At 56.0% G+C, this 24,254-nt stretch carries 21 protein-coding genes and 1 pseudogene; 13 read left to right on the top strand and 9 right to left on the bottom strand.

Annotated features, from left to right (window positions below):
• The first annotated feature begins 94 nt into the window (after positions 1-94).
• Entirely contained in the window at positions 95-1,018 is a 924-nt protein-coding gene (locus tag H7R58_RS10940; protein ID WP_182928963.1) for a LysR substrate-binding domain-containing protein, read from the top strand.
• 37 nt (positions 1,019-1,055) lie between these two features.
• On the opposite strand, the gene H7R58_RS10935 is transcribed toward H7R58_RS10940, so the two are convergent.
• The gene (locus tag H7R58_RS10935) at positions 1,056-1,955 is read right to left on the bottom strand and encodes a lipopolysaccharide core biosynthesis protein RfaZ (RefSeq protein ID WP_182934725.1); all 900 of its coding nucleotides are present in this window, start codon (positions 1,953-1,955) and stop codon (positions 1,056-1,058) included.
• Between the two features lie 423 nt (positions 1,956-2,378).
• Between H7R58_RS10935 and H7R58_RS10930 the strand changes: the two genes are divergently transcribed.
• Complete coding sequence (locus tag H7R58_RS10930; RefSeq protein WP_182934724.1) at positions 2,379-4,754, top strand: glucose/quinate/shikimate family membrane-bound PQQ-dependent dehydrogenase; 2,376 nt, start codon at positions 2,379-2,381, stop codon at positions 4,752-4,754.
• A gap of 42 nt (positions 4,755-4,796) precedes the next feature.
• Here H7R58_RS10930 and H7R58_RS10925 read toward each other — a convergent pair whose 3' ends face one another.
• The 6 genes from H7R58_RS10925 to cybB all read right to left on the bottom strand — a co-directional run bounded on the left by H7R58_RS10925 (position 4,797) and on the right by cybB (position 9,978).
• On the bottom strand, positions 4,797-6,491 hold the full coding sequence (locus tag H7R58_RS10925) for a methyl-accepting chemotaxis protein (protein WP_106929138.1): 1,695 nt from the start codon (positions 6,489-6,491) through the stop codon (positions 4,797-4,799).
• Between the two features lie 137 nt (positions 6,492-6,628).
• Positions 6,629-7,747 (bottom strand): S-(hydroxymethyl)glutathione dehydrogenase/class III alcohol dehydrogenase, encoded by a 1,119-nt coding sequence (locus H7R58_RS10920; protein ID WP_182928965.1) that lies wholly within the window; start codon positions 7,745-7,747, stop codon positions 6,629-6,631.
• A 23-nt stretch (positions 7,748-7,770) separates the two neighbouring features.
• Positions 7,771-8,046, bottom strand: a complete 276-nt coding sequence (locus H7R58_RS10915; RefSeq protein WP_106929140.1) for a metal/formaldehyde-sensitive transcriptional repressor — start codon at positions 8,044-8,046, stop codon at positions 7,771-7,773.
• A gap of 198 nt (positions 8,047-8,244) precedes the next feature.
• Entirely contained in the window at positions 8,245-8,397 is a 153-nt protein-coding gene (locus tag H7R58_RS10910) for a Hok/Gef family protein (protein WP_106929142.1), read from the bottom strand.
• Between the two features lie 342 nt (positions 8,398-8,739).
• A complete protein-coding gene (gene leuE / locus H7R58_RS10905) occupies positions 8,740-9,378 on the bottom strand; it encodes a leucine efflux protein LeuE (RefSeq protein WP_106929143.1) in 639 nt (212 codons plus the stop codon).
• Between the two features lie 72 nt (positions 9,379-9,450).
• The gene (cybB, locus tag H7R58_RS10900; protein ID WP_182928966.1) at positions 9,451-9,978 is read right to left on the bottom strand and encodes a cytochrome b561; all 528 of its coding nucleotides are present in this window, start codon (positions 9,976-9,978) and stop codon (positions 9,451-9,453) included.
• Positions 9,979-10,203: 225 nt separating this feature from the next.
• Here cybB and gap point away from each other — a divergent pair, with 225 nt between their 5' ends.
• The 4 genes and pseudogenes from gap to H7R58_RS10880 all read left to right on the top strand — a co-directional run bounded on the left by gap (position 10,204) and on the right by H7R58_RS10880 (position 14,032).
• Positions 10,204-11,205 (top strand): type I glyceraldehyde-3-phosphate dehydrogenase, encoded by a 1,002-nt coding sequence (gene gap, locus H7R58_RS10895; protein WP_182928974.1) that lies wholly within the window; start codon positions 10,204-10,206, stop codon positions 11,203-11,205.
• 117 nt (positions 11,206-11,322) lie between these two features.
• Positions 11,323-12,099: an isocitrate lyase/PEP mutase family protein gene (locus H7R58_RS10890; RefSeq protein ID WP_182928975.1), complete on the top strand. Its 777-nt coding sequence runs from the start codon at positions 11,323-11,325 to the stop codon at positions 12,097-12,099.
• Positions 12,083-13,065: pseudogene (locus tag H7R58_RS10885) on the top strand (bifunctional transcriptional activator/DNA repair enzyme AdaA). The gene H7R58_RS10890 and the pseudogene H7R58_RS10885 overlap by 17 nt, the downstream one beginning before the upstream one ends.
• Positions 13,066-13,105: 40 nt before the next feature.
• Positions 13,106-14,032: an alpha/beta hydrolase gene (locus H7R58_RS10880; protein ID WP_182928976.1), complete on the top strand. Its 927-nt coding sequence runs from the start codon at positions 13,106-13,108 to the stop codon at positions 14,030-14,032.
• 44 nt (positions 14,033-14,076) lie between these two features.
• On the opposite strand, the gene aldA is transcribed toward H7R58_RS10880, so the two are convergent.
• Positions 14,077-15,525, bottom strand: coding sequence for an aldehyde dehydrogenase (gene aldA / locus H7R58_RS10875; protein ID WP_182928977.1), 1,449 nt, complete (start codon positions 15,523-15,525; stop codon positions 14,077-14,079).
• Positions 15,526-15,798: 273 nt separating this feature from the next.
• On the opposite strand from aldA, the gene H7R58_RS10870 reads away from it, so the two are divergent.
• Complete coding sequence (locus H7R58_RS10870) at positions 15,799-16,287, top strand: hypothetical protein (protein WP_181358027.1); 489 nt, start codon at positions 15,799-15,801, stop codon at positions 16,285-16,287.
• A gap of 45 nt (positions 16,288-16,332) precedes the next feature.
• On the opposite strand, the gene H7R58_RS10865 is transcribed toward H7R58_RS10870, so the two are convergent.
• Positions 16,333-17,127 (bottom strand): YdcF family protein, encoded by a 795-nt coding sequence (locus H7R58_RS10865; RefSeq protein WP_182928978.1) that lies wholly within the window; start codon positions 17,125-17,127, stop codon positions 16,333-16,335.
• A 361-nt stretch (positions 17,128-17,488) separates the two neighbouring features.
• On the opposite strand from H7R58_RS10865, the gene H7R58_RS10860 reads away from it, so the two are divergent.
• From H7R58_RS10860 to H7R58_RS10835, 6 genes are all read left to right on the top strand, one after another.
• Complete coding sequence (locus H7R58_RS10860; protein ID WP_182928979.1) at positions 17,489-18,811, top strand: MFS transporter; 1,323 nt, start codon at positions 17,489-17,491, stop codon at positions 18,809-18,811.
• A gap of 147 nt (positions 18,812-18,958) precedes the next feature.
• A complete protein-coding gene (locus H7R58_RS10855; protein ID WP_182928980.1) occupies positions 18,959-19,390 on the top strand; it encodes a MarR family winged helix-turn-helix transcriptional regulator in 432 nt (143 codons plus the stop codon).
• Positions 19,390-21,048, top strand: coding sequence for an MFS transporter (locus H7R58_RS10850; protein ID WP_182928981.1), 1,659 nt, complete (start codon positions 19,390-19,392; stop codon positions 21,046-21,048). Before H7R58_RS10855 ends, H7R58_RS10850 begins: the two co-directional genes overlap by 1 nt.
• A gap of 17 nt (positions 21,049-21,065) precedes the next feature.
• Positions 21,066-22,151, top strand: coding sequence for an HlyD family secretion protein (locus H7R58_RS10845; RefSeq protein ID WP_182928982.1), 1,086 nt, complete (start codon positions 21,066-21,068; stop codon positions 22,149-22,151).
• Positions 22,148-23,524, top strand: a complete 1,377-nt coding sequence (locus tag H7R58_RS10840) for an efflux transporter outer membrane subunit (protein WP_182928983.1) — start codon at positions 22,148-22,150, stop codon at positions 23,522-23,524. The genes H7R58_RS10845 and H7R58_RS10840 overlap by 4 nt, the downstream gene beginning before the upstream one ends.
• Positions 23,525-23,545: 21 nt before the next feature.
• Complete coding sequence (locus H7R58_RS10835) at positions 23,546-24,205, top strand: O-methyltransferase (protein WP_106929165.1); 660 nt, start codon at positions 23,546-23,548, stop codon at positions 24,203-24,205.
• Positions 24,206-24,254 lie beyond the last annotated feature (49 nt).

The raw sequence follows: 24,254 nt of genomic DNA, 5'->3' as shown, positions 1-24,254 counted from the left end.
AAACCGCACAAATGTTAATAATAATTTGCTAGCAAGTTATCAAAATTAAACAACATTACTTGTCACCCATGCTGCTCTGTTTTAAACATCGCTTATGGAAAAAAATGCTCTCTTTAGTCAGCGCATTCGTCTGCGCCATCTGCACACTTTCGTGGCCGTCGCCCAGCAAGGAACATTGGGGCGAGCGGCTGAAACCCTTAATCTTAGCCAGCCTGCGCTTTCTAAGACCTTAAATGAACTCGAACAGCTTACCGGTACCCGCCTGTTTGAACGCGGCCGCCTCGGCGCGCAGCTGACCTTAGTGGGCGAACAATTTCTGACCCATGCGGTGAAAGTGCTCGACGCGCTGAACACCGCCGGACAGGCGCTGGTACGTAAAGAAGGTGTTAATAATGATGTGGTGCGCATTGGCGCGCTACCCACTGCGGCTCTGGGCGTGCTGCCTGCGGTAATCGGCCCATTTCACCAGCAGCAAAAAGACGTCACGCTGCAGGTGGCGACCATGAACAACACCATGCTGCTGGCGGCGCTGAAGTCCGGCGATATTGACCTCGGCATTGGCCGTATGTCCGATCCTGAACTGATGACCGGGCTGAACTACGAACTGCTGTTTCTTGAATCGCTGAAGCTGGTGGTTCGCCCGGATCATCCGATTTTGCATGAAAACATCACCCTGAGTCGGGTGCTGGAGTGGCCGGTCGTTGTGTCACCTAAAGGCACCGTGCCGCGCCAGAACGCCGAGACCCTGCTACAAAGCCAGGGCTGCAAAATGCCTGCTGGCTGTATTGAAACGCTGTCTGCATCGCTGTCCCGCCAGCTCACGGTTGACTACAACTACATCTGGTTTGTTCCTTCGGGTGCGGTAAAAGACGACCTGCGACGCGGTACGCTCACCGCCTTGCCGATTGCGACCCAGGGCCAGGGCGAGCCCATTGGCATTCTGACCCGCGTAGATACGCCGCTTTCCTCCGGCGCACAGACGCTGCTGAGCGCGGTGCGAAAGGCCGTTCCCTCCTGATCGGCCTCCGCTGGCCTGCTCCCGGCAGGCCACGCGCTCAGCGTCTCTTTATCACCGTTTCCCAGGATTGTCGGGGAAAAACCGTCACCGCGCTCTCCGTCGATAAATTCACTACATTAATATCATGTTTATCACAATAGGAATGTGCGGCAGTAAAAGCCCGGGTTATTTTATCAAAATCGCGCTGCAGGCGCGTTGATAATATATTATCAGCCTGCTCATAAAAACGAGGCGAATGAAAACTGTTCATATCCAGTCCGGCAAAATAAATATGCTTATAGCCTAAGGCGCAGGCTATTTGTAGCGCGGGATAAGCGACCGTACCATAATCAAATACCGCACGAGATAAATGAGCAGAGAATCCTGTTTCATTAAACCAGTGATATTCGCCATCGTTCGGTTCTACCGGGTAGGCTTTCCCCAGAAAGGTTTCACACATTGCATAGGTGATCGTTTCAATAATTTTAAACTGACAGCGAATGCGCGAAGGCGGAATCAACGAGCAGATAGCCTCCAGACATTTACACGGGCAGAACAACACCAGATCGGACACGCCAACAATTTCCCTAATAAAATCAAGTTTATTGATAATGAAACTGCGATCGATAATCACATACCAACGAAAGTTTATCGGCGTCAGGGCACAGGCGCCGTTAACGCCCATATAGTCGAAATAATCATCATAAAACTCACCCCGGATACGATTGACCGACGGCCCGGAGGCCATAATCAGCAGTGGTTTATTTCTGGCTCGCGCCTCAATATCAATGTGGTTCAATCGACTATTTTTAAAATAAACGTTTTGAATCATTCCGCAGGGCTTACGCTGGACTTTAAAATAGGGCCAAAGATTTTTATTGTGATCGTATTTTTCAGAATGCGTCAGTCGGTAAAATGTTTTATAGACCCATCTGGAAAAAATATTTATCCCGCTCATATCATTCACACCATGAATATTATTAAATTATTTTTTATCCGGCGGGATTAATAATATTTACACATTTTTATTTCTACGTTTTGAATGCGGCGATTGGGTTCATAGACGGACTTTTCTGCACAACGCTTTTCGCGGCCCGTGTCTGTGGGGTAGACAATATCCGCTTGGTCGTCTGCGGTCGTGCGCATCACCGAACCAAGACCAATACGCAAATAATGCGAAATCTTTTATTAACAATTGCGCAATGCATTTTAACAGATCTATCATAGTCACCAGTTAACCAAATGGTTCACAACTAGTTTCACATGAGAACTAAAACCCTCACTTAGAAACAGGTGCTCGCTTCATTCAAAATAAAAATACGGAACTTATACCCCATGTGGTTCAGCCGTGTGCAATATCTGCTGTCGTAAGGAGAACAGTATGTCTACTGGCAACGTGCCGCGAGGATTCCCGCGAATCCTGCAGTGGCTTCTTATTGGGCTGATGGCGATCGTCGGTCTGGCAATCGGCGCGCTGGGGGCGAAACTCGCCGCCGTGGGTGGCTCGGTCTTCTTTGCCCTGATGGGGCTGGTCATGCTCGTCAGCGCTGTGCTGATCGCGCGCCAGCGCCGCGCCGGGATTATGCTTTACGCACTGGCGTTTATCGTGGCAATTATCTGGTCAATTGGCGATGCGGGCTGGGATTTCTGGCCGCTGTTTTCCCGCCTCTTTACCTTTGGCGTACTGGCGCTGCTTTGCGCGCTGGTGTGGCCGTTTATGGCCACGACGGCACCTGCACGTAAAGGGCCCGCGTTTGGCCTGGCGGCCGTGCTCGCCGTTGCCCTGCTGGCAAGCGTAGGCGGTATGTTCAAACCGCAGACGCTGGTATCCGCCACCGAGGCGGTGCCGGTGAAACCGGTGGCAGCGGGTGAAGCGCAGAAAAACTGGGCACACTGGGGCAATACCACTCACGGCGATCGTTTTGCTGCGTTGGATCAGATTAACAAGCAAAACGTTAATCAACTGAAGGTAGCCTGGACGGCCCATACCGGCGATATTCCGCTAAGCAACGGTTCCGGCGCGGAAGATCAGAATACGCCGCTGCAAATCGGCGATACGCTATTCGTCTGCACGCCGTACAGCAAGGTACTGGCGCTGGACGTCGATAGCGGTAAAGAAAAGTGGCGCTATGATGCGAAAGCCACCGCGCCGAACTGGCAGCGCTGCCGTGGACTGGGTTACTTTGAAGACACGACCGCACTCACCTCACCTCAGTCTTCTGTGCAACCCGCCGCCTGTCCACGCCGCTTGTTCCTGCCGACCACCGATGCCAGGCTGATCGCCATCAACGCCGATAACGGCCAGCTGTGCGAAGACTTCGGCGACCACGGCACCGTGGACCTGAGCGTCGGGATGGGTGAAATCAAACCGGGCTACTACCAGCAAACCTCGACGCCGCTGGTGGCGGGAAATGTGGTGGTGGTTGGCGGCCGCGTTGCCGACAACTTCTCTACCGGTGAACCGCCGGGCGTCGTACGCGCTTATGATGTACGCACCGGCAAACTGGCGTGGGCGTGGGATCCGGGCAACCCGAATCTGACCGGCCTGCCGCCGGAAGGCCAAACCTACACGCGCGGGACGCCGAACGTTTGGTCCGCGATGTCCTATGACGCGAAGCTAAACCTGGTGTATCTGCCCACCGGTAATGCGACGCCGGACTTCTGGGCGGGTGAACGTACCGCGCTGGACGATAAGTACAGCTCGTCAATCGTTGCCGTTGATGCCACGACCGGTAAAGTTCGCTGGCACTACCAGACAACTCACCACGATCTGTGGGACTTCGACCTGCCGTCTCAGCCGCTGCTGTACGACCTGCCGAACGGCAAAGGTGGTACTACGCCGGTACTGGTGCAAACCAGCAAACAGGGCATGATCTTTATGCTCAACCGAGAAACCGGCGAACCGGTCGCGAAAGTCGAAGAGCGCCCGGTACCGGCAGGCAATGTGCAGGGAGAGCGTTACTCGCCCACCCAACCGTACTCTGTGGGTATGCCGATGATCGGTAATGACACGTTGAAAGAGTCCGATATGTGGGGCGCTACCCCGGTCGATCTGCTGCTGTGCCGCATCCAGTTTAAAGAAATGCGCCATCAGGGCATCTTCACCCCGCCGGGCGTTGACCGCTCGCTGCAGTATCCGGGATCCCTCGGCGGTATGAACTGGGGCAGCGTATCGGTTGATCCAAACAATAGTCTGATGTTCGTCAACGATATGCGCCTGGGTCTGGCAAACTATATGGTGCCGCGCGCCAACGTTGCTAAAGACGCCAGCGGGATTGAGATGGGGATTGTGCCTATGGATGGCACGCCATACGGTGCGATGCGCGAACGTTTCCTGTCACCGCTGGGGATCCCATGCCAGAAACCACCATTTGGCACCCTGTCCGCGGTGGACCTGAAGTCCGGTAAGATTGTCTGGCAGGTTCCAGTGGGTACCGTAGAGGACACCGGCCCGCTGGGTATTCGTATGCACATGCCAATCCCCATTGGCATGCCGACGCTGGGCGCCTCGCTGTCGACACAGTCTGGTCTGCTGTTCTTCGCCGGTACCCAGGATTTCTACCTGCGCGCGTTTGATACCGCAACCGGGAAAGAAATCTGGAAAGATCGTCTGCCGGTGGGGAGCCAGTCCGGCCCGATGACCTACGTGTCGCCGAAAACCGGTAAGCAGTACATCGTGATTAACGCCGGGGGCGCTCGTCAGTCGCCGGATCGCGGTGACTATATCATTGCTTACGCCCTGCCGGATTCACAGTAATCCACAGCCCCGTAGCCACAAGGCTACGGGGATTTTTCCTCGTCAGAACGTTTCCCAGTTATCGGCTCCGGCCGTCGCTACCGCTGGGCGCGTCGGCGTAAACGTTGCTTTTACACTCGCCTTCTCGTGCTCAACGCTTTCGCCGCGCCCAATGCGGAACGTGCCTACTGCCTGAGTTAAGCGCGCCGCCTGCTCTTCCAGCGAGGCCGCCGCCGCCGAGGCTTCTTCCACCAGCGAGGCGTTCTGCTGGGTGACGTTGTCCATTTCGGTCACCGCCTGGCTTACCTGCTGAATACCCCGGTTTTGCTCATCGGAGGCCGCCGCAATTTCCAGCATGATGTCCGTCACGCGTTTAACCGCATCCACAATATCAGTCATCGTCGACCCGGCGCGGACAACCTCATCCGAACCGCGTTCGATAAGCGTAACCGACTCGCTGATCAGCCCTTCTATCTCTTTTGCCGCCTGTGCGCTGCGGCTGGCCAGCGTCCGCACTTCGCTCGCAACCACCGCAAACCCGCGCCCCTGTTCGCCCGCTCGCGCCGCTTCGACCGCCGCGTTCAGCGCCAGAATGTTGGTCTGGAAGGCAATGCTGTTAATTACCGAGGTGATTTCGGAGATTTTCTTCGAACTGGTGGAGATGCTGCCCATGGTGGACACCACGCCGGACACCAGTTGCCCGCCGCGCGTCGCTTTGCCGGAGGCATCCTCTGCCAGCTTGCTGGCATGGTGCGCGTTGTCGGCGTTCTGTTTCACCGTTGCCGTCAGCTGTTCCATGCTGGCGGCGGTCTGTTCAATTGCCGCCGCCTGCTGCTCGGTACGCGAGGAAAGATCGGTGTTGCCCATAGAGATTTCACTGGTGCCGCGATAGATCTCTTCCGCCCCCTGGCGCACCGTACCCACGGTCTTCACCAGCGAGTGCTGCATTTTTTGCAGGTTGGCGTTAAGTTGGCCTATCTCACTACGCCCCGCGGGCTCATCAGCCATGGTCAGGTCGCCGCTGGCGATCTGCGCGATACGCGCTCCGGCACGCTGCAGCGGCAGAATGACCACCCGGCGCAGAGTCGTAAAGGTCAGCAGCGTCATCGCCACCGCCATGACAAAAGCGCCAATCATAAACATCACGCCCAATCGGGTGCGGTCGTGCGCCAGATCGGCCAGCTGGTTCGCGCGTGCGGTACGAATATCAATCACTTTCAAACGAACATCGTTGTAGGCATCATCCAACGCACGGGCCTGCTCGCTCTCATAGTTGATGATGGCCTCAAACATACCGTTCTGGGCATATTTCAGCATTGGCTTCATCCCCTCAAGATAGGCGGTATAACGCTGATTCATCTCGTTATCCAACGCCCGATCGGCCGGGGTTTTGACGCTGCGATCGGTATAAACCTTGAAACCGTCCTGTGAACGTTCAATCCAGTGGCTGGCCGCCGCGAGGTTCTTCTTCATGCTGTCCATTTCGGCGATACGGCTATCGGCACCGGCGTGGATCATCATTAAACGCGCTTCGCGCAGGTAGTTGGCGCTGTCTGACAGCCCCACACGAACCTGCAGTTCTCGGGTCACATCACGCTGATCGTTATCGGCTTTCCACATAAAGTAGCCCGCCAGTCCAGAGCTCAGGGCAAACAGCAGCAGAATACCGCCCAGAACGGAACTAAAAAACGGCACCAGCCGGATATGGTGTAAGAAACCGATCTTTTGCGCACGGCTCGGCGCAGCCTTGTTATCCATGAGTAAGCTCTCTTGTACTTGAGGTAAGTACTAGAGTCATCGGCCATAGCCGCTAATTTCTTATCAGCAAAGGCGTAAAACGTAAGGCGGGTCACACTTCAGAAAACCAGCGGGAAAACACCCGCTGGTTGATGGCGTTATTTATCGCCGAAATGAATAACGGTACGAATAGATTTACCTTCATGCATCAAGTCAAACGCTTCGTTGATGTGATCCAGCGGCAGGCGGTGTGTGATGAACGGATCGAGCTGAATCTTGCCCGCCATCGCCTCTTCAACCATGCCCGGCAGTTGGGTACGGCCCTTCACGCCGCCGAAGGCAGAACCGCGCCACACGCGGCCGGTAACCAGCTGGAACGGGCGGGTTTTAATTTCCTGCCCGGCACCGGCTACCCCGATGATAATGCTTTCACCCCAGCCTTTATGGCAGCACTCAAGCGCGGAGCGCATAACGTTCACGTTGCCGATACACTCAAAGCTGAAGTCCACGCCGCCGTCGGTCAGTTCCACAATCACGTCCTGAACCGGCTTGTCGTAGTCTTTCGGGTTGATAAAGTCGGTGGCCCCCATTTCCCCGGCCAGCTTGAACTTCTCCGGGTTGGTGTCAACGGCCAGGATGCGCCCGGCTTTCGCCTGCACCGCGCCTTGGATCACCGCCAGGCCAATACCGCCAAGGCCAAAGACCGCTACGGTGTCGCCCTCTTTGACCTTCGCCGTGTTGTGCACCGCACCGATACCGGTGGTCACGCCGCAGCCTAACAGGCACACTTTGTCCAGCGGAGCCTGTGGGTTCACCTTCGCCAGCGAAATTTCTGCTACCACGGTGTATTCGCTGAAGGTGCTGGTGCCCATATAGTGGTAAATAGGTTCGCCGTTGTAAGAAAATCGTGTCGTGCCGTCCGGCATCAGCCCTTTCCCCTGCGTCGCACGTACGGCCTGGCACAGGTTGGTTTTACCGGATTTACAGAATTTGCACTCGCCGCATTCGGCGGTATACAGCGGAATAACGTGGTCGCCCGGCTTCAGGCTCGTCACGCCTTCACCCACTTCCACCACCACGCCGCCGCCTTCATGGCCCAGCACCGCCGGGAAGACGCCTTCCGGATCGTCCCCGGAGAGCGTAAATGCATCGGTATGGCAAACGCCGGTATGGGTGATTTTGACCAGCACTTCCCCTTTTTTCGGCGGTGCGACGTCAATTTCAACAATTTTCAGCGGCTGACCGGGGCCAAACGCAACTGCAGCACGTGATTTCATAGCTGTCTCTTCCGTTGTGATGATTATTTTAAATAGGATCGTAGCAGATGACCGACCTCAGCCATGCGCACCGCACGCTGATCCGGGGTGGTTTCTCCGCTGACTAGTTCGTCTTTGAGATGCATCTCAACCATTTCGCCCATCAGGCCGTTGGCGGCCCCGCGAATAGAGGCGATCTGTTGCAGTATGGTCAGGCAGGAATCGCCGGACTCCAGCGCGCGCTCCAGCGCTTCAACCTGCCCTTTAATACGGCGAACCCGGGTAAGCGCGCGTTTTTTATCTTCGGGTGAATGTGGCATAGCCCCTCCGGTGATATAGGGGGGTATACTATCATTTTTTATGTGATTGTAAAAAAATGATTTCATTAACGTCAAAAAGATCGGGTTGAGGCGGTAAAACAGGCCCGAGGACAACGAATCTAACGCGGGATAAAGATCGGGTGCGTTGAGGATACCGGACAACAGGAAGAATGGCGGGGATTTCTCCCCGCCTGGCTCTTACCTGGTTTCGTAAGCCATGTGAACCACTATCTCCGTTTCGCCGCTTCGGAAGCGAACATCACAGAGGTTTTTATTGTTAAACAGCAAAGCGCACAAAAGCGTTATACCGATAACGATTAGCGCCAGAAGCGCTGATTTTCGTGGTTCCATAGCCCACTACTCCTTGACCCGAAGGTCTGTAAGAGGCTAGTCTCTATGTTGTAGGGCATAGATGTGGCCTCGGTAAATGTTAAGCGTCCTGCAAGACGCATAATGTTTCCGGGGCTTTCTTCTATCTGCCTTTCGGTCAATGCCTGAGACAAATAGCCTCAAGCACCCGCCAACATTCTACACCCGCCAATGACGTTCCCTACCGCGATTCAACCAGACGTACTTTTTTCGGAAAATGCCAGGGCTGCGGGCGTAGCAGGTCACGCGGGTGATTTTACGCGCGGCGAGAGTAATATCAGGAAGGAAGGCCGGGTGAGCGTCACGCAACCCGGCACAAGGGAATCAGGACTGGAGCGTAGCCAGGCGTGCGGCAAAACCAACAAACACCAGGCCAATCAGGCTGTTGCCAATTTTTGCTAGCTTTTTACGGGTTTTCACGTAGCGCGTCACCAGCGAGCCAGAAACAATCAGGAAGCTCAGGTAGGTAAAGCTGACCAGCTCAAGCGTCAGCGCCAGAATAAAGAACGCCAGCCCCGGAGTTGCCGCGTGCACATCAATAAACTGCACGAAAAACGAGACATAGAACAGGATAGCCTTTGGATTCGTCAGGCTCAGGGTCAGCGCGCGTTTAAAGATAGCGTGCCCCGGTTCCGCATGCGCGTCCTGCCCCGCCGCCTTTCGCTTCAGCGTGCTGTAAAGCATCTTGCCGCCAAGATACAGCAGATAAAATGCGCCAAGGTAGCGGACGATGTTAAACAGCAGCGGCGTGGTTTTGATAAGCGTCGCCACGCCAGCAAAGGAGAGGAACATCAGCACGGCATCGCCAATAAAGACCGCCAGCGCCGCCATGTAACCTTTGCGAATACCGTGCGCGACGCCGGTTTTCAACACAAAGAGGGTATTTGGCCCCGGCACCAGAATAATAAAAATGGCCCCGAGCAAATACGTCCAGTAATTCAGCACGCCAAAATCTGCGAACACCCTGTTCTCCCTGACTCATACGTTTAAAAGATGACGTATGGTAACGCGAAGCCCAGAGAGTTTAAAGCCTTGTTAACGCTTGCGCGGCATCATGCGCAGCAGCGTATTGTCCTTCCAGAAATAGTGATGCGCCAGCGCAGCCAGAGCGTGCAGCCCTATCAGCCAGTAGCCGAGATTAGCAAGCAGAACGTGATATTGCTTAAGCGTATCGGCCAGATCGAAATTCGCCTCAGCGGCATGCGGCATCACCATGCCAAACGCCAGCCACGGGTTCCCACGATTGTACATCATGACTAATCCGATAAGCGGCAAGGCAATAAACAGCAGATAGATAGCCAGATGCCCCAGGTGCGACAAACCGGTGATCATCGGCTTTGGTTTCGGCACAATCGGCGGCGCCGGTCGCTTGAGACGAATCAACAGGCGCGCCACCATCAGCAGCAGAATGCTGATGCCACAGGAAACGTGAATCATATTGATGATTGGGCGATCGCTACGCGGGAAAAAACCGCGCAACTCCATGGCGGCGTAGGCCACAACCACCAGCAGGAACACCAACCAGTGGATCGTAATTTGCAAGCGGGTGTATTTGTCGTTCATTGTTGATGACACGCTAAAAATTCACATAAAGACAAAAATAGCCGCCATTCGTTAAAAATTCATTAACTTTTTCATATCACTACAAATTATTTTATCACGCTTACATTGCCCTTCAGCCCTGGCTGAACTAAGCCTGGACAGGTGAAACATATCATCCACACTTATTTATCAGCGATTGTTAAGTACCGATATTGGGTAAAGGCCCATCACTGACAGGAGAGTAACATGAGTAAAATTGGCATTAACGGGTTTGGGCGCATCGGCCGTCTGGTGCTGCGCCGGTTACTGGAAGTATCCAGCAGTCATGAAGTGGTGGCGATTAACGACCTGACGTCGCCAAAAGTACTGGCTTATCTTTTAAAGCATGATTCGAACTACGGCCCCTTCCCATGGGGCGTCGATTTCACCGACAACGCGCTGATCGTCAACGGCAAAACCATCACCGTTTATGCCGAAAAAGATGCCAAAAATATCCCGTGGACGGCCCAGGGCGCCGAGCTTATCGTAGAGTGCACCGGCTTCTACACCTCAACCGAAAAATCACAGGCGCACCTTGATGCCGGGGCTAAAAAAGTGCTGGTCTCCGCGCCAGCCGGAGAGATGAAAACCCTGGTCTTTAACGTCAACGACGACACGCTGAACGCCAGTGATAAGATTATTTCCGTCGCCTCGTGCACCACCAACTGCCTGGCGCCGATGGCTAAAGCGCTCAACGATGCATTCGGCATTGAAGTGGGTACCATGACGACCATTCACGCCTACACCGGCACCCAGTCGCTGGTCGACGGGCCGCGCGGCAAAGACCTGCGCGCGTCGCGCGCGGCGGCGGAGAATATCATTCCGCATACCACCGGCGCGGCCAAAGCGATCGGTCTGGTTATCCCGGCGCTGAGCGGCAAGCTCAAAGGTCATGCTCAACGCGTGCCGACCAAAACCGGATCGGTAACGGAACTGGTGTCGATTCTCGGCAAAAAAGTGACCGCCGATGAAGTTAATCAGGTGATGAAAAAAGCGGCCGAAAACAATGAATCGTTCGGCTACACCGAAGAAGAAATTGTCTCTTCCGATATCATCGGCACCCATTTTGGTTCCGTGTTTGACGCCACGCAAACGGAGGTCACCGAAGCCGGCGGCCTGCAGCTGGTTAAAACCGTCTCCTGGTACGATAACGAATACGGTTTTGTGACGCAGCTGATTCGCGTGCTGGAGAAATTCGCCAAAATGTAACCCCTCCGGCGGGTGCTTAGCGCCCGCCTTTTCTCACAAAATGGTCGTCCAATTTTCGGTTGTGAGCAGGGTTGCCGTAGCGGCACACTCCGTCTGCGCACACAACCGGAGACACTCATGGATTTCACTGCCCAACATTATCAACAAAAACCCTTAGTTATCGCCAACGTCTGGGACGTGCCCAGCGCGCAGGCTGCGCAGCGAGCCGGTTATCAGGCGATAGGCACCTCGAGCGCTGCCGTTGCCGCCATGCTCGGGTATCCCGATGGCGAAGCCCTGCCATTTGACGCCCTGCTGTTGATCGTACGCCGCATCCGCGCCGTCTGTTCGCTGCCCCTCAGCGTAGACGTTGAAGCAGGCTACGCCACGACCGCCGAAGATATGACTCTCCATTTGCGCCAGCTGGCTGAGATGGGCGTTGTCGGCATCAATCTGGAGGACAGTCGGGTCATTGATGGCGTGCGTAAACTTGAAGATCCTGACCTCTTCAGCCAGCGCCTGCAGGCGGTTCGTACGGCGCTGGTCTTCCATCGCTGCTCGCTGTTTATCAATGTGCGCAGCGATGCTTTTTTACTCGGTCTTACCGACGCCCTTGATGTGACACTGTCACGAATAACGCGTTATGCTGCCTGCGGCGCGGACGGTCTCTTCATTCCCTGCGTCATCGAAGCACAGGATATTGCGGCGCTGGTTCAGCACACCCGACTGCCGTTGAACGTCATGGCCATTCCCGGGCTCAGCGACTTTACCACGCTGGCAAAACTTGGCGTACGCCGCATTTCGATGGGGAATGCGCTACATAGTGCAATACAACATCGGCTAAACGATCTACTGTTAACCGTTCAGCAGCAGCAGTCATTCGCAGGAGTCTTTAACGATGAAAATTACCGATAGCGCGCAGTGTGATCGCTGGTACCAGGCGCTGCTGGCGCGTGCGTCAGAATATACCGGGGTATTTTTCGTCGGCGTAAAAACGACCGGGGTGTTTTGCATTGCCGTGTGCCGGGCGCGGAAGCCCAAACGAGAAAACGTTGAATTTTACAGTGACTTCAAATCGGCGCTCGATGCCGGTTTTCGTCCCTGCAAAGTGTGCCGCCCCACGGAAAATGCCTGTACCGCACCGCCTTATATTGAGCAGGCGCTGGCGCTGGTGCGTCTGACGCCCAAAGCGCGGATTAGCGATAGTCAACTGCGCGAGCATCGCATCAGCCCCGAGCGCGTTCGCCGCTGGTTTTTGCAGCATCATGGCATCACCTTTCAGGCGTTCCAGCGGATGCAGCGAGTGAATGTCGCGCTGCAAGAGTTGAGAGGCGGCCGCAGTGCCACTGATGTCGCCTTCGACAATGGCTACGACTCGCTGAGCGGTTTTGGTTATACCTGTAAAAAACTCACCGGCCACTCACCGGCCGCTCGGCAGCAAACGATCGTTATCCACCGCTTTACCACCCCGCTCGGGCCAATGTTCGTTTGCGCTACCGAGCGCGGCGTCTGTCTGCTGGAGTTTGTCGACCGTCGTATGCTGGAAACCGAATTCAGCGATCTTCAGCGTCTGCTGCGCGCGCAGATTATCGCCGGTCAGAACGCGCATACCCGCCTGGCAGAGCGAGAAATCGGTGAATATTTTGCCGGCACGCGCTGCGCCAGTTGCCCAGCGGTGAAACCACCCATTACCAGGCGCTGGCGGAGAGTCTGAATCACCCCACCGCCGCACGCGCGGTCGCAGCCGCCAACGGCGCGAACCGTATTGCTATCGTTATTCCCTGCCACCGGGTTATCGGCAAAGACGGCAGTATGACCGGCTATGGCGGCGGCGTTGCGCGTAAAGCCTGGCTGCTGGCGCACGAAAAAACCTGCCGCTGAGGACGGTAACCGCCATAAACACCACACCAAGGAGGAGAAAATGCACGTTGTCACCCAGGAAGATTTGCTGGCGCGGATGGATAAAGCCGCCCGCGCGGCCACCACGTTTTCACTATGGCCCGAAGGCGATGCGCCCGGTGCACGCAATAGCCATGCGGTCCCCGCGCTGGAGGCCGATCACACCGGCCCCAGCGAATGGGATCGTGCGGTAACCGGCATCCGCGCGCCGCACATTACGGTGTTTGAACCCGAACGACCAAACGGCGTGGGTATTCTGGTCACGCCCGGCGGCTCCTACCGCCGCGTCGTGCTGGACAAAGAAGGCACAGCGCTGGCCCCGGAGTTTACCGCGCGAGGCTATACGCTTTTCGTGATGACCTACCGCCTGCCCGACGATGGGCACCTCGAGGGGGCGAATGCGCCGCTGGCCGACGTGCAGCGAGCCATGCGCACGATCCGCAGCCGGGCGGCTGACTGGGGCCTACAGCCCGATAAACTCGGGGTACTGGGATTTTCCTCTGGCGGTCACGTCGCCGCTAGCCTCGGCACCCGATACGAGGAAACCGTATACCCTTCACAAGACACCATTGACGACCTTTGCGCACGCCCTGATTTTATGGCGCTGGTTTACCCGGTTATCAGTATGGACGACGCGTTTGGCCACGCAGGCTCTCGCCAGGCACTGATCGGCCATATGCCGAGCGCTGCGCAACGCGCACATTACTCGCTGGAAAAAAGAGTGACGCCGGAAGCACCGCCCACCTTTATTTTGCATGCTGTGGATGACCCGGCGGTCAAAGTGGAGAACAGCATCGCGCTGTTTAACGCCCTGCATGCTCAGGGCGTACCGGTCGAAATGCACCTGTTTGAGCAGGGGCGGCACGGCTTTGGTATTCGCGATGCGCAGGGTCTGCCCGTCGCGGTATGGCCGCAGCTGATGATGAACTGGATAGCCACTAAAGCCTAGCGACATCTGCCATCCGGCGCAGCAGGTGCCGGATGGCACTCGATTTACGCCCCCTGCGATTGCAGGTAAACCACCTGGGTCTGCAAATATTCGTTCAGACCGTGACGGCCGTCGGCACCACCAATACCCGACTTACGCCAGCCCGCATGAAAACCCTGCATCGCTTCAAAGTTTTCGCGATTAATGTAAGTCTCACCAAACTTCAGCCCGCGGATCGCTTTCATCGCCAGGTTGAGGTCGCGGGTATACACCGACGACGTCAGGCCGTAGTCGCTGTCGTTAGCCATCTTTAGCGCCTCATCGAGCGTATCAAACATCACCACCGGCAGCACCGGGCCGAAGGTTTCTTCATGCATGATGCTCATATCCTGACGCACGTTCAGCAGCAGGGTTGGCGGGTAGAAATAGCCCGGGCCTTGCACCGCTTTGCCGCCGAGCACCACGTTTGCCCCTTCAGCAACGGCCTTCGCCACCTTTTGCTCAACGCGCGCCAATGCCGCAGCATTAATCAACGGCCCCATGGCGATATCATTACGCTCCGTCGGATCGCCGAATGAGACCGCCTTCATCGCTTCGCCCAGTTGACTCACGAAGCTATCGTAAATGCCTTTCTGCACGTACACGCGTTCCGCGCAGTTGCACACCTGCCCGCTATTGATCACGCGGGAATCAACAATTGCCTTCACCGCCAGCGCAATGTCGGCATCATCCAGCACAATGGCCGGGGCCTTGCCGCCCAGTTCAAGGCAAACTTTGGTGATATTTTTGGCCGCCGCCGTCATAATCTTCTCGCCCGCCGTTACGCTACCGGTCATGCTAACCATCGCGACCTTCTGATTGCCCGCCAGTTCCTGGCCCACGGTCTCACCGCGCCCCAGCACCAGGTTAAAGACCCCTTTAGGCAGCCCGATATCGTGAACAATTTCGGCAAAAGCAACGGCGTTATTTGGCGTAAACTCGCTCGGCTTAATCACAATGGTATTGCCGGTAATCAATGCAGGCGCCAGCTTACGGGCTATCAGGAAGAACGGAAAATTCCACGGCAGGATCCCGGTGGTTACGCCCAGCGCACGTTTAAAGACAAAAATATTTTCACCGGCACGGTCGCTTTGCAGGATCTCGCCGTCATAACGACGCGCCCATTCAGCCATATACTCAATGTAATCAGCGGTAAAATTCACTTCCACCTCAGCCAACTGCTGTATTTTTCCGCCTTCGGCGACGATCAGCTTGCTGATTTCCGATGAACGCGCGCGGATGCCGGCGGCAATTTTGCGCAACCACCCTGCGCGTTCAATCGCAGGCAACGCCTCCCATCCAGGCTGGGCGCGTTCGGCAGCATCAATCGCCCTTTTCGCCTGTTCAGCGTCGCCATCGGGGATGCGTGAAAGGCACACCTCCGTTGCCGGGTTAATCACATCAATCCAGCCTTCGCCCTGCCAGTTGACAAACTGGCCATCGATATACATCGGATGTTGTACGGGTGACGTCATAAGCTGCTCCTTTCTGCGTGAGTGTTTAACAGGTAAAAATATTGTTAAACACATATACAATTTGGCAACTTTCCCCAACCGGTTCACGCCGTTTATGTGAGGTCACGCGTAAAGATAACGCCGATACGGCACAAATAATAAACTACCGTTCCAGCTTGGTTGAACCTTTGTTTATTACGCAGAATGTATGATGAAGGATATTATTTTACTTTTGAGTTCTTTCTGAGTTTTATCATGCGTAAAATCGCCAACGCGCTGGTATTTATGTCAGCAATGACGCCAGCTGCGTCGAGCATCGCGAGTGAGTTAAATCTGTATTCCGTGAATACCGGGTCATTCGTTTATCATATGACCGGGAATCACGGGCAATATAATGAGAATTTCAACAACCAATTCTTCTCCGTCGAGCGTAAATTCTCCGCCGAGTCAAAATACAGCGTCCTCGTTGGAACCATGAAAAACAGCTTTGCCGATCGCTGCCTGACGCTGGGCGTGCGCCGCGACTGGTTAAACGGCACGAACAGCAATAAAGGCTGGACCTTTAAAGGCGTATACGCCTATACGGGAGAGTTCTTTTTTGATGCCTTTAAACACTGCGGCGATGAAGGGGCTTACCATACGGCGAAGAAAATCACCGGTGTAGGCTTTTCACCGTATATTTACCACGGGCTGCAGTATAATTTTACCGACAACTTCGGGATTGAAAGCGGCGTGATTTTACCGTCGATATTTGTCGTGAGCATGCAGTGGAGTTTCCGCTAAGCGGTATGCCCCTCCGGCGTCGCTGCGCCTGGCCGGAGAGACTCATTATGCCATACGGCGGCTCGCTAATATTTGCTGTAGCTGCGGGTCGGCGGTTAACCGCTGCCACGCGGCCTCAACGTCCTGCGGAATATCGACATGAGCGATAAATCCCTTTCCTTGTGGACCATAGCCGTCTGCATTGTCGCGCAAACGCGGCAATTCGCCCAAAATCAACGATAAATAGCGCGCTAGCGGCCAGACGCCATTGTCCGGCTGCCGCCAGAGAATGCCCTGCGGGGTATAATCCACCACGGGAAGGTAACCCGGGTAGCTTAGCCAGCGCGGCGCGTACTCAACGCCCTGCCAGACACGGGCAAAGGTCGCCATGGTACGGCGCTGCATCGTTGGGTCCTGCACCACCGTGGCACTGGCTACGCGGATGCCCTTTTCTTCCATCACCTGGCGGGTAAACTCCGCGTTCTCACCGCAGTTGGTCGACTGCGCCTCAACCACAATCCGCGATCGCGGGATTTGCCAGAAACGCTGGGCGATTTCCGCCAGCAGCACCGCCTCCGGTTCGCCCTGGGTGGCAATGCTGCAATAGCGCGGATGATGGACGATGGCGTCATAAAGAAACGACGTTGAGTGGCCAATGCCGCCGCTAATCAGCAGCGTTCCGCCATGTTCGCTGACCAGCCGACAGGCGGCGTCAATGGTTGGCATAACCGCGTTACCCGCCAATACGACCAGTTGACTCTCCGCAGCACAGGGGCGTGCGGAGAAATCATCCTGCGCCAGCCATCCGCCGAGAAGGTTGGCATCCTCAACCGAGGTTTCCGATAAATGTAACAGACTCATCGCGCGCACAGCTCCTTTTAATACAGGCTCACAGAGTGCGGAAAAGCGCCTCATCGCAGCCAATTTGTAACAATAATGAAATAACCAGAAACGTCTAAAAACAATGCGGTTGCACCTGAATAATCCGCTATTAAATCAGATTTTTTCAGTATTTAAACCCAACAAATCCGCAAGCCACAGTTCCAATTAATGAAAATGACTCTCATTTTTACTCACAAATTTCAATACCACGCTTGCCAAAAATAACGCACATATCTAATTTGCTTAACAAACACACAACCTTTTTCACAATCCAGGTTGCACCCACAACATCAAAAAGGTGACACCTGATTTTAACCCAATGTGGCGGGAGTTATTCTTCATGACAATACAAGAAAGCAGCACCACAATCCTGAAAAAGAATAAAAGGGTTTTGATTGCTAGCCTGACGGGCAGTTCCATTGAATGGTTTGATTATTTTCTTTACGGCACGGCTGCCGCATTGGTGTTCAACAAGATCTTTTTCCCGATGGTTGACCCGGTCATTGGCCTGATTCTCTCGTATCTCTCTTTCTCCCTGACGTTCTTTATTCGCCCGATCGGCGGCGTGATTTTTGCCCACATTGGCGACCGTATTGGCCGTAAAAAAACGCTGGTGTTAACCCTGTCGCTAATGGGCAGCGCAACCGTGATGATAGGCCTGCTGCCCACCTACGATCAGATTGGTATCTGGGCACCTATTCTGCTGATTCTGATGCGTATCATTCAGGGGATGGGCATTGGCGGCGAATGGGGCGGCGCGCTGCTGCTGGCCTACGAATACGCGCCGGAAAAACGTAAAGGTTTCTTCGGTAGTATTCCACAGGCGGGCGTCACCATCGGTATGCTGATGGCAACGTTTATCGTCTCGCTGATGACGCTGTTCAGCGAAGAACAGTTCCTCTCCTGGGGATGGCGTATCCCATTCCTGATGAGCGCGGTACTGGTGCTGATTGGCCTGTGGATCCGTAAAGATATCGATGAAACGCCGGAGTTCAAAAAAGTGAAAGCCTCCGGTAACGTCGCCAAAGCGCCGCTGCGCGAGACCTTAACTCATCACTGGCGTGAAGTGGTTATTGCCGCCGGGCTCAAGGTGGTAGAGACCGCGCCGTTCTATATTTTCTCAACCTTCGTTGTCAGCTATGCCACCACCACCTTGACCTACCAAAAATCACAGGTGCTGGAAGCGGTGACCCTCGGAGCCCTGGTCTCCACGGTCATGATTCCGCTGATGGGCCTGCTTTCCGATAAAATCGGCCGTCAGCGAATGTATGCTATCAGCGTCGTGCTGCTGGGCCTGTTTATCGTGCCATGGTTTATGCTGCTCAATACCGGCACCACCTGGGGGATTATCGTGGCAACGGTGATCACCTTTGGGGTGCTGTGGTCGCCGATCACCGCCGTACTGGGTACGCTGTGTTCGGAGATTTTCAGCGCTAACGTCCGCTATACGGGCATTACGCTCGGTTATCAAATTGGCGCTGCGCTGGCCGGCGGTACCGCGCCGTTAATCGCCACCGGTTTGCTGGCGAAATACAACGGCGATTGGGTGCCGGTTGCCTGGTATCTGGGTGCGACCGTGGCTATCTCGCTGACGGCGATTTTCTTCGCCAGCCGTCGTAAACGCCAATCCGAAACGGTTAACGCACAAACCAGTCAAATCTAATGCGGTCCCCGGGCGACGCCATTGCGTTCGCCCGGGCCACCCACAAATAGCAACGTTCTACTAACTTTTATTTTTCACATTCTCTTGAATTATGGGTTCCGGCGAATCTAAAATCATTAGAGCTCTAATGATTTTAACGATGATGCCATGGATAACCGCCAGCTGAATTTCTCCCATCTGCTCTATTTGACCGCTCACCACTGGCGGCTTGCCGTCGACCGTCGGCTGAAAGCGCTCGGCATGAGCCAGGCCAGTTGGGTTGCCGTTGCCAGCATTGCCCGTAATGAACGGCCGCTCTCGCAAACGGAACTAGCGCAAGAGCTCGGCGTGGAAACGGCTACCGTGGTGCCGCTTATTAACCGATTGGTCGCCCAGCGGCTGGTCGAACGCGTCCTCACCGAGCAGGACAAACGCAAACGCCTGCTGATTGCGACCGAGCAAGGGCTCGCGCTGTATCACCAGGTCAAAGCCGTCGCGGATGCGTTACGAGAAGAAATTCTGACCGTCCTCACGCCGCAAGAGCAGGCACAGACGTACGATGTGCTGCTCAAGCTGCTGCGTGAAGTGGAGAAGAAATAATGGCTCCTCCGCGCCGCGATCCCTACGCCCCTCGCGACTGGGCACCGCACGAAAAACCGGCCATTCTCGGTTCCCCCTCAACCCCAATTCACAGCACGCCCAGGCGTATTGCCTACGGCATCGTTGGCCTGCTGGTGTGCCTGACCGGTGCGTTGGGAAATGCGGTCGTCACCGCTAATTTGCAGAATTTACAGGGCTCGTTCTCCGCCTGGTCAAACGAAATCGCCTGGCTACCGGCGGTGTACGTGATGACCAACGTCTCCATTAATCTTCTGCTGGTGAAGTTCCGCCAGCAGTTTGGCCTGCGGGCGTTCACCGAAGGCTTTCTGGTGCTGTATGTACTGGTCACCTTTTTCCATTTATTCGTTAACGATCTCAGCTCCGCGCTGATGGTGCGAGCCGCACACGGCATGGTGGCTGCCGCGCTTAGCTCGTTAGGTATTTACTATCAGGTGCAGGCATGGCCGGCAAAGCATCGCCTGAAGGCGTTGACGATCGGCATTACCGGTTCGTCGCTGGCGATCCCCCTCGCCCGGCTGTTCTCAACCGAACTGCTACAAATTGATGAATGGCGCGGGCTGTATTTCTTTGAACTGGGTCTGGCGCTGGTCTCGCTGGCCTGCGTGATTGCCCTGAAGCTGCCGCCCAGCGATCGTAAAAAGGTCTTTGAGAAAAAAGACTTCATTACCTTTCTGCTGCTGGCCCCCGGAATGGCGCTGGTCTGCGCGGTGCTCTCACTTGGCCGCCTCGACTGGTGGTTTGAAGCGCCGTGGATCGGCTGGTCGCTGGCTGGCGCTATCGTCCTTATCGTCAGCGCTATTGCGTTCGAACACAACCGCAGTAATCCGCTGCTGAATACGCGCTGGCTCTCCAGCGGCAGTATTCTGCGTCTGGGGCTGATTATGGTGCTCATCCGTATTGTGCTGGCAGAGCAAAACACCGGCGTCATCGGCTGGCTCCAGTATGTTGGCTTGCAAAACGAACAGATGACCACGCTGGCCTGGTCGATTTTCGCCGGTATCATCTGCGGCATTGTCGCCAGTTGCCTGACGCTCAACCCGCGCCGCCTCTACTGGCCAACCGCCACCGCGCTGGCGCTTATCATGGCGGCTTCGCTGCTCGACAGCCAATCCAACAGCCTGACCCGGCCGGATCAACTGATGCTCAGTCAGTTCCTGCTCGGTTTCGGCAGCGCGTTTTTCCTTGCCCCGGCCATGCTGGCGGGCATCGGCGGCGTGGTGGCTGACCAGCGCAATCTGGTCAGTTTCTCGGTGCTGTTCGGCATGAGTCAAAACGTTGGCGGCCTGCTGGGCTCGGCTATTCTCGGCACATTCCAGACCTGGCGTGAAAAATTTCACTCCAGTCAGCTTGCCGATCAGTTAACCACGCTGAACCCGATTATTAACGAACGTTTGCAGCAGTATGCCCAGCAGTATCAAAGCCAGATAGGCGACAGCGCACTGCTTAACGTACAGGCCAGCTCACTGCTACAAACCGCCTCAACGCTGGAGGCCAATATCCTCGCCTACAATGACACCTATATGCTGACGGCCGCCATTTCCGCCGCCACATTATTGTGGGTGTTCTGGCGTTTGCTAAGACTGAAAATCACTGCCCATATCGCGCTCAAGCGCGCCACGGGCGGCAAGTTACCTTAAGAGAGATCGGAGTCGTCATGAGTCAGCAGGATGCCGCCAGGCAGCAGGCCAACACCCGCAACAACATCCGCGTGGTGTCCATTTTTACCGCTGCGGCCATTGGCCTTGTCGGCGTACTGGTCGTCCTGTACGCCTGGCAACTGCCGCCCTTCACCCGCCACAGCCAGTTTACCGATAACGCCTACGTACGCGGCCTGACGACCTTTATCAGCCCGCAGGTCAGCGGCTACGTGACCCAGGTCAACGTGCAGGATTTTAACCGCGTCAAACGGGGGCAAGTCCTCTTTCAGATTGACGATCGCATCTATAAGCAGCGAGTTCACCAGGCGCAGGCGCAGCTGGCGATGAAAGAGGCCGCGCTGAAAAATAACCTCCAGCAGCGAAAAAGCGCCGAAGCGGTGATTACCCGCAACGACGCGGCGCTGCAAAACGCCCGCGCGCAGAATCTCAAATCACAGGCCGACTTAGCGCGCGTGCAGGAGCTGACCGCCGACGGTTCGCTGTCGGTACGCGAGCGTGACGCCGCACGCGCCAGCGCCGCGCAGAGCGCGGCCGATATTGAGCAGGCGAAGGCCACGCTGGAAATGTCGCGCCAGGATTTACAGTCGACCATCGTCAATCGCGCATCGCTGGAGGCCGACGTGGCGAACGCTAAAGCGGCGCTGGAACTGGCGGAGATCGATCTAAAGAATACGCGTATCATCGCGCCTACCGACGGTCAGTTAGGACAAGTGGCCGTGCGCCTCGGCGCGTACGTCACGGCAGGTACCCACCTTGCCCCGCTGGTACCGCCGCAGCACTGGGTCATCGCCAACCTGAAAGAGACGCAGCTGGCAAGCGTGCGCGTCGGCCAGGCCGTAACCTTTAGCGTCGATGCGCTGAACAGCGAAAAATTCCACGGCACCGTACAAAGTATTTCGCCCGCCACCGGGGTTGAGTTTAGCGCCATCTCGCCCGACAACGCTACCGGTAACTTCGTCAAGATCGCCCAGCGTATTCCCGTGCGTATTGCCGTGAACACGGGGCAGAAAAATCTCGAGCGTCTGCGTCCGGGGATGTCGGTGCAAGTGACGATTGATACGCATGCGGAGGCGGATAAATGATCCGGCCAGCGGTCGTTGCATTAGCGCTCGCCTTAGTGGGCTGCCAGTCGGCAGACGTTCAGCAGGCGCAGCCAACGCTGGCAATCCCTACGGCCTGGCGCGCTGATATCGGCCCCGCCAGCGCCGTCGAAGGTGTCTGGTGGCGTCACTTCCATGACGACGCGCTGAACCGGTACGTTGACCTGGCGTTGCGCCATAACAGCGATGTGCTCATCGCCCGCGAACGAGTCAACGAATATCAGGCCCGCGCCTACGCTGCCGACAGCAGCCTGTTCCCGTCGCTTGATGCCAGCCTGGGCGGTACCCGCGCCCGCGCGCAGTCGGCTGCGACCGGGCTGCCGGTCCACAGCACGGTGTACAAAGGCGGGCTGACCGCCAGCTACGACGTCGATTTATGGGGCGTAAACCGTCGCGCCGCCGATGCCGCGCAGGCGAGCCTGGAGGCGCAAAAAGCCGCCGCTGCCGCGGCGGATCTGACAGTGGCCACCGCCGTCGCTTCCGGTTATCTCTCACTACTTTCGCTGGACGAGCAGCTACGGGTCACCGAACAAACGCTGAAATCACGTGAAGACGCCTGGACTCTGGCAAAGCGGCAGTTTGAAACCGGCTATACCTCGCGGCTCGAACTGATGCAGGCCGATTCAGAACTGCGCGCGACGCGCGCTCAGGTGCCAGTGTTACGTCATCAGATTGCTCAGCAGGAGAATGCCCTGAGCGTGCTGCTGGGTAAAAACCCCGGCGACGTTATGCGTCATGAGTTTGCCCAGTTGACGCCGCTGGTGTTACCTTCTCAGCTACCATCATCGCTGCTCAACCGGCGCCCGGATATCGTTCAGGCACAGCGCCAGCTGCTGGCCGCCGATGCCACGCTGGCGTCTTCAAAAGCACAGCTGCTGCCGTCCATCAACCTGACCGCTACCGGCAGCTTACAGGACCGCACCCTGCCCGATTTGCTGGATAACCCGCTGCGGCTGTGGAGCCTCGGCGGCAGTATTCTGGCTCCGCTGTTGAATCGGCAGGCGTTAAACGCCCAGGTCGATGTTTCGATGGCCCAGCGCAATCAGGCGCTGTACGGCTATGAGAAAACCGTGCGCAACGCCTTTAAAGAGGTGAATGATAGTCTTGATGCTATCGCCCGCTACGGCGAACAGCTCAGCGAACTCCAGGGGCAAGAGACGGTGGCACAGGAAACGCTGCGCATTGCGCAAAACCGCTATCGGAACGGCTACTCCTCCTACCTTGACGTACTGGACGCGCAGCGCACCCTGTTCTCGACGCAGCTTAGCGAAGTACAGGTGAAAAATAATCTGCTGCTGGCGCAGATCGATCTTTACCGGTCGCTGGGAGGCGGCTGGTCTTCATCGTCAGGCTGACAAAACCATGAGAGCATCGCAATGCAAAAACGGTGGACCGATGTTGATAACTATCTGATTGAAAAACTGATTGGCGAAGATGCCATCCTGTCTCAGGTGCTGGAAAATAACCTCCGCGCGGGGCTGCCCGCCCACGACGTCGCCGCCAATCAGGGGCAGTTGCTGGCGCTGTTTGTACGAATGTCAGGCGCGAAAAAAATACTGGAAATCGGCACGCTCGGTGCTTATAGCGCTATCTGGATGGCGCGTGAACTGCCCGCCAGTGGGCATCTGATAACGCTGGAAGCTGACCCGAACCACGCCCGAATCGCGCGGCAAAACATTGCGCTGGCAGGTCTTAACGATCGCGTGACGCTGCATGAAGGCCCGGCGCTGGATTCACTGGCCATGCTCGGCGATGCCGCGCCGTTCGATCTGATTTTCATCGACGCGGACAAACCCAATAATCCTTATTACCTGCAATGGGCGCTGAAATATTCACGCCCGGGTACGTTGATTATTGGCGACAACGTCGTGCGCGACGGTGAGGTGACGGATCCTGACAGCACCGACGAACGCGTGCAGGGCGTACGCCGGTTCATTGACATGATACATAACAACCCGCGCTTAACGTCAACGGCGTTGCAAACCGTAGGGATAAAGGGCTGGGACGGGTTTACGCTCACCTGGGTCAACGCATGATGCTGCGGGTTGGGCGGGACAACCCGCTTTTTCTCATCACGGGTGAAGG

This window comes from Klebsiella sp. WP4-W18-ESBL-05 (assembly GCF_014169075.1).
Lineage (GTDB): Bacteria > Pseudomonadota > Gammaproteobacteria > Enterobacterales > Enterobacteriaceae > Kluyvera > Kluyvera ascorbata_B.
This window is presented reverse-complemented; position numbering and strand designations above follow the sequence as displayed.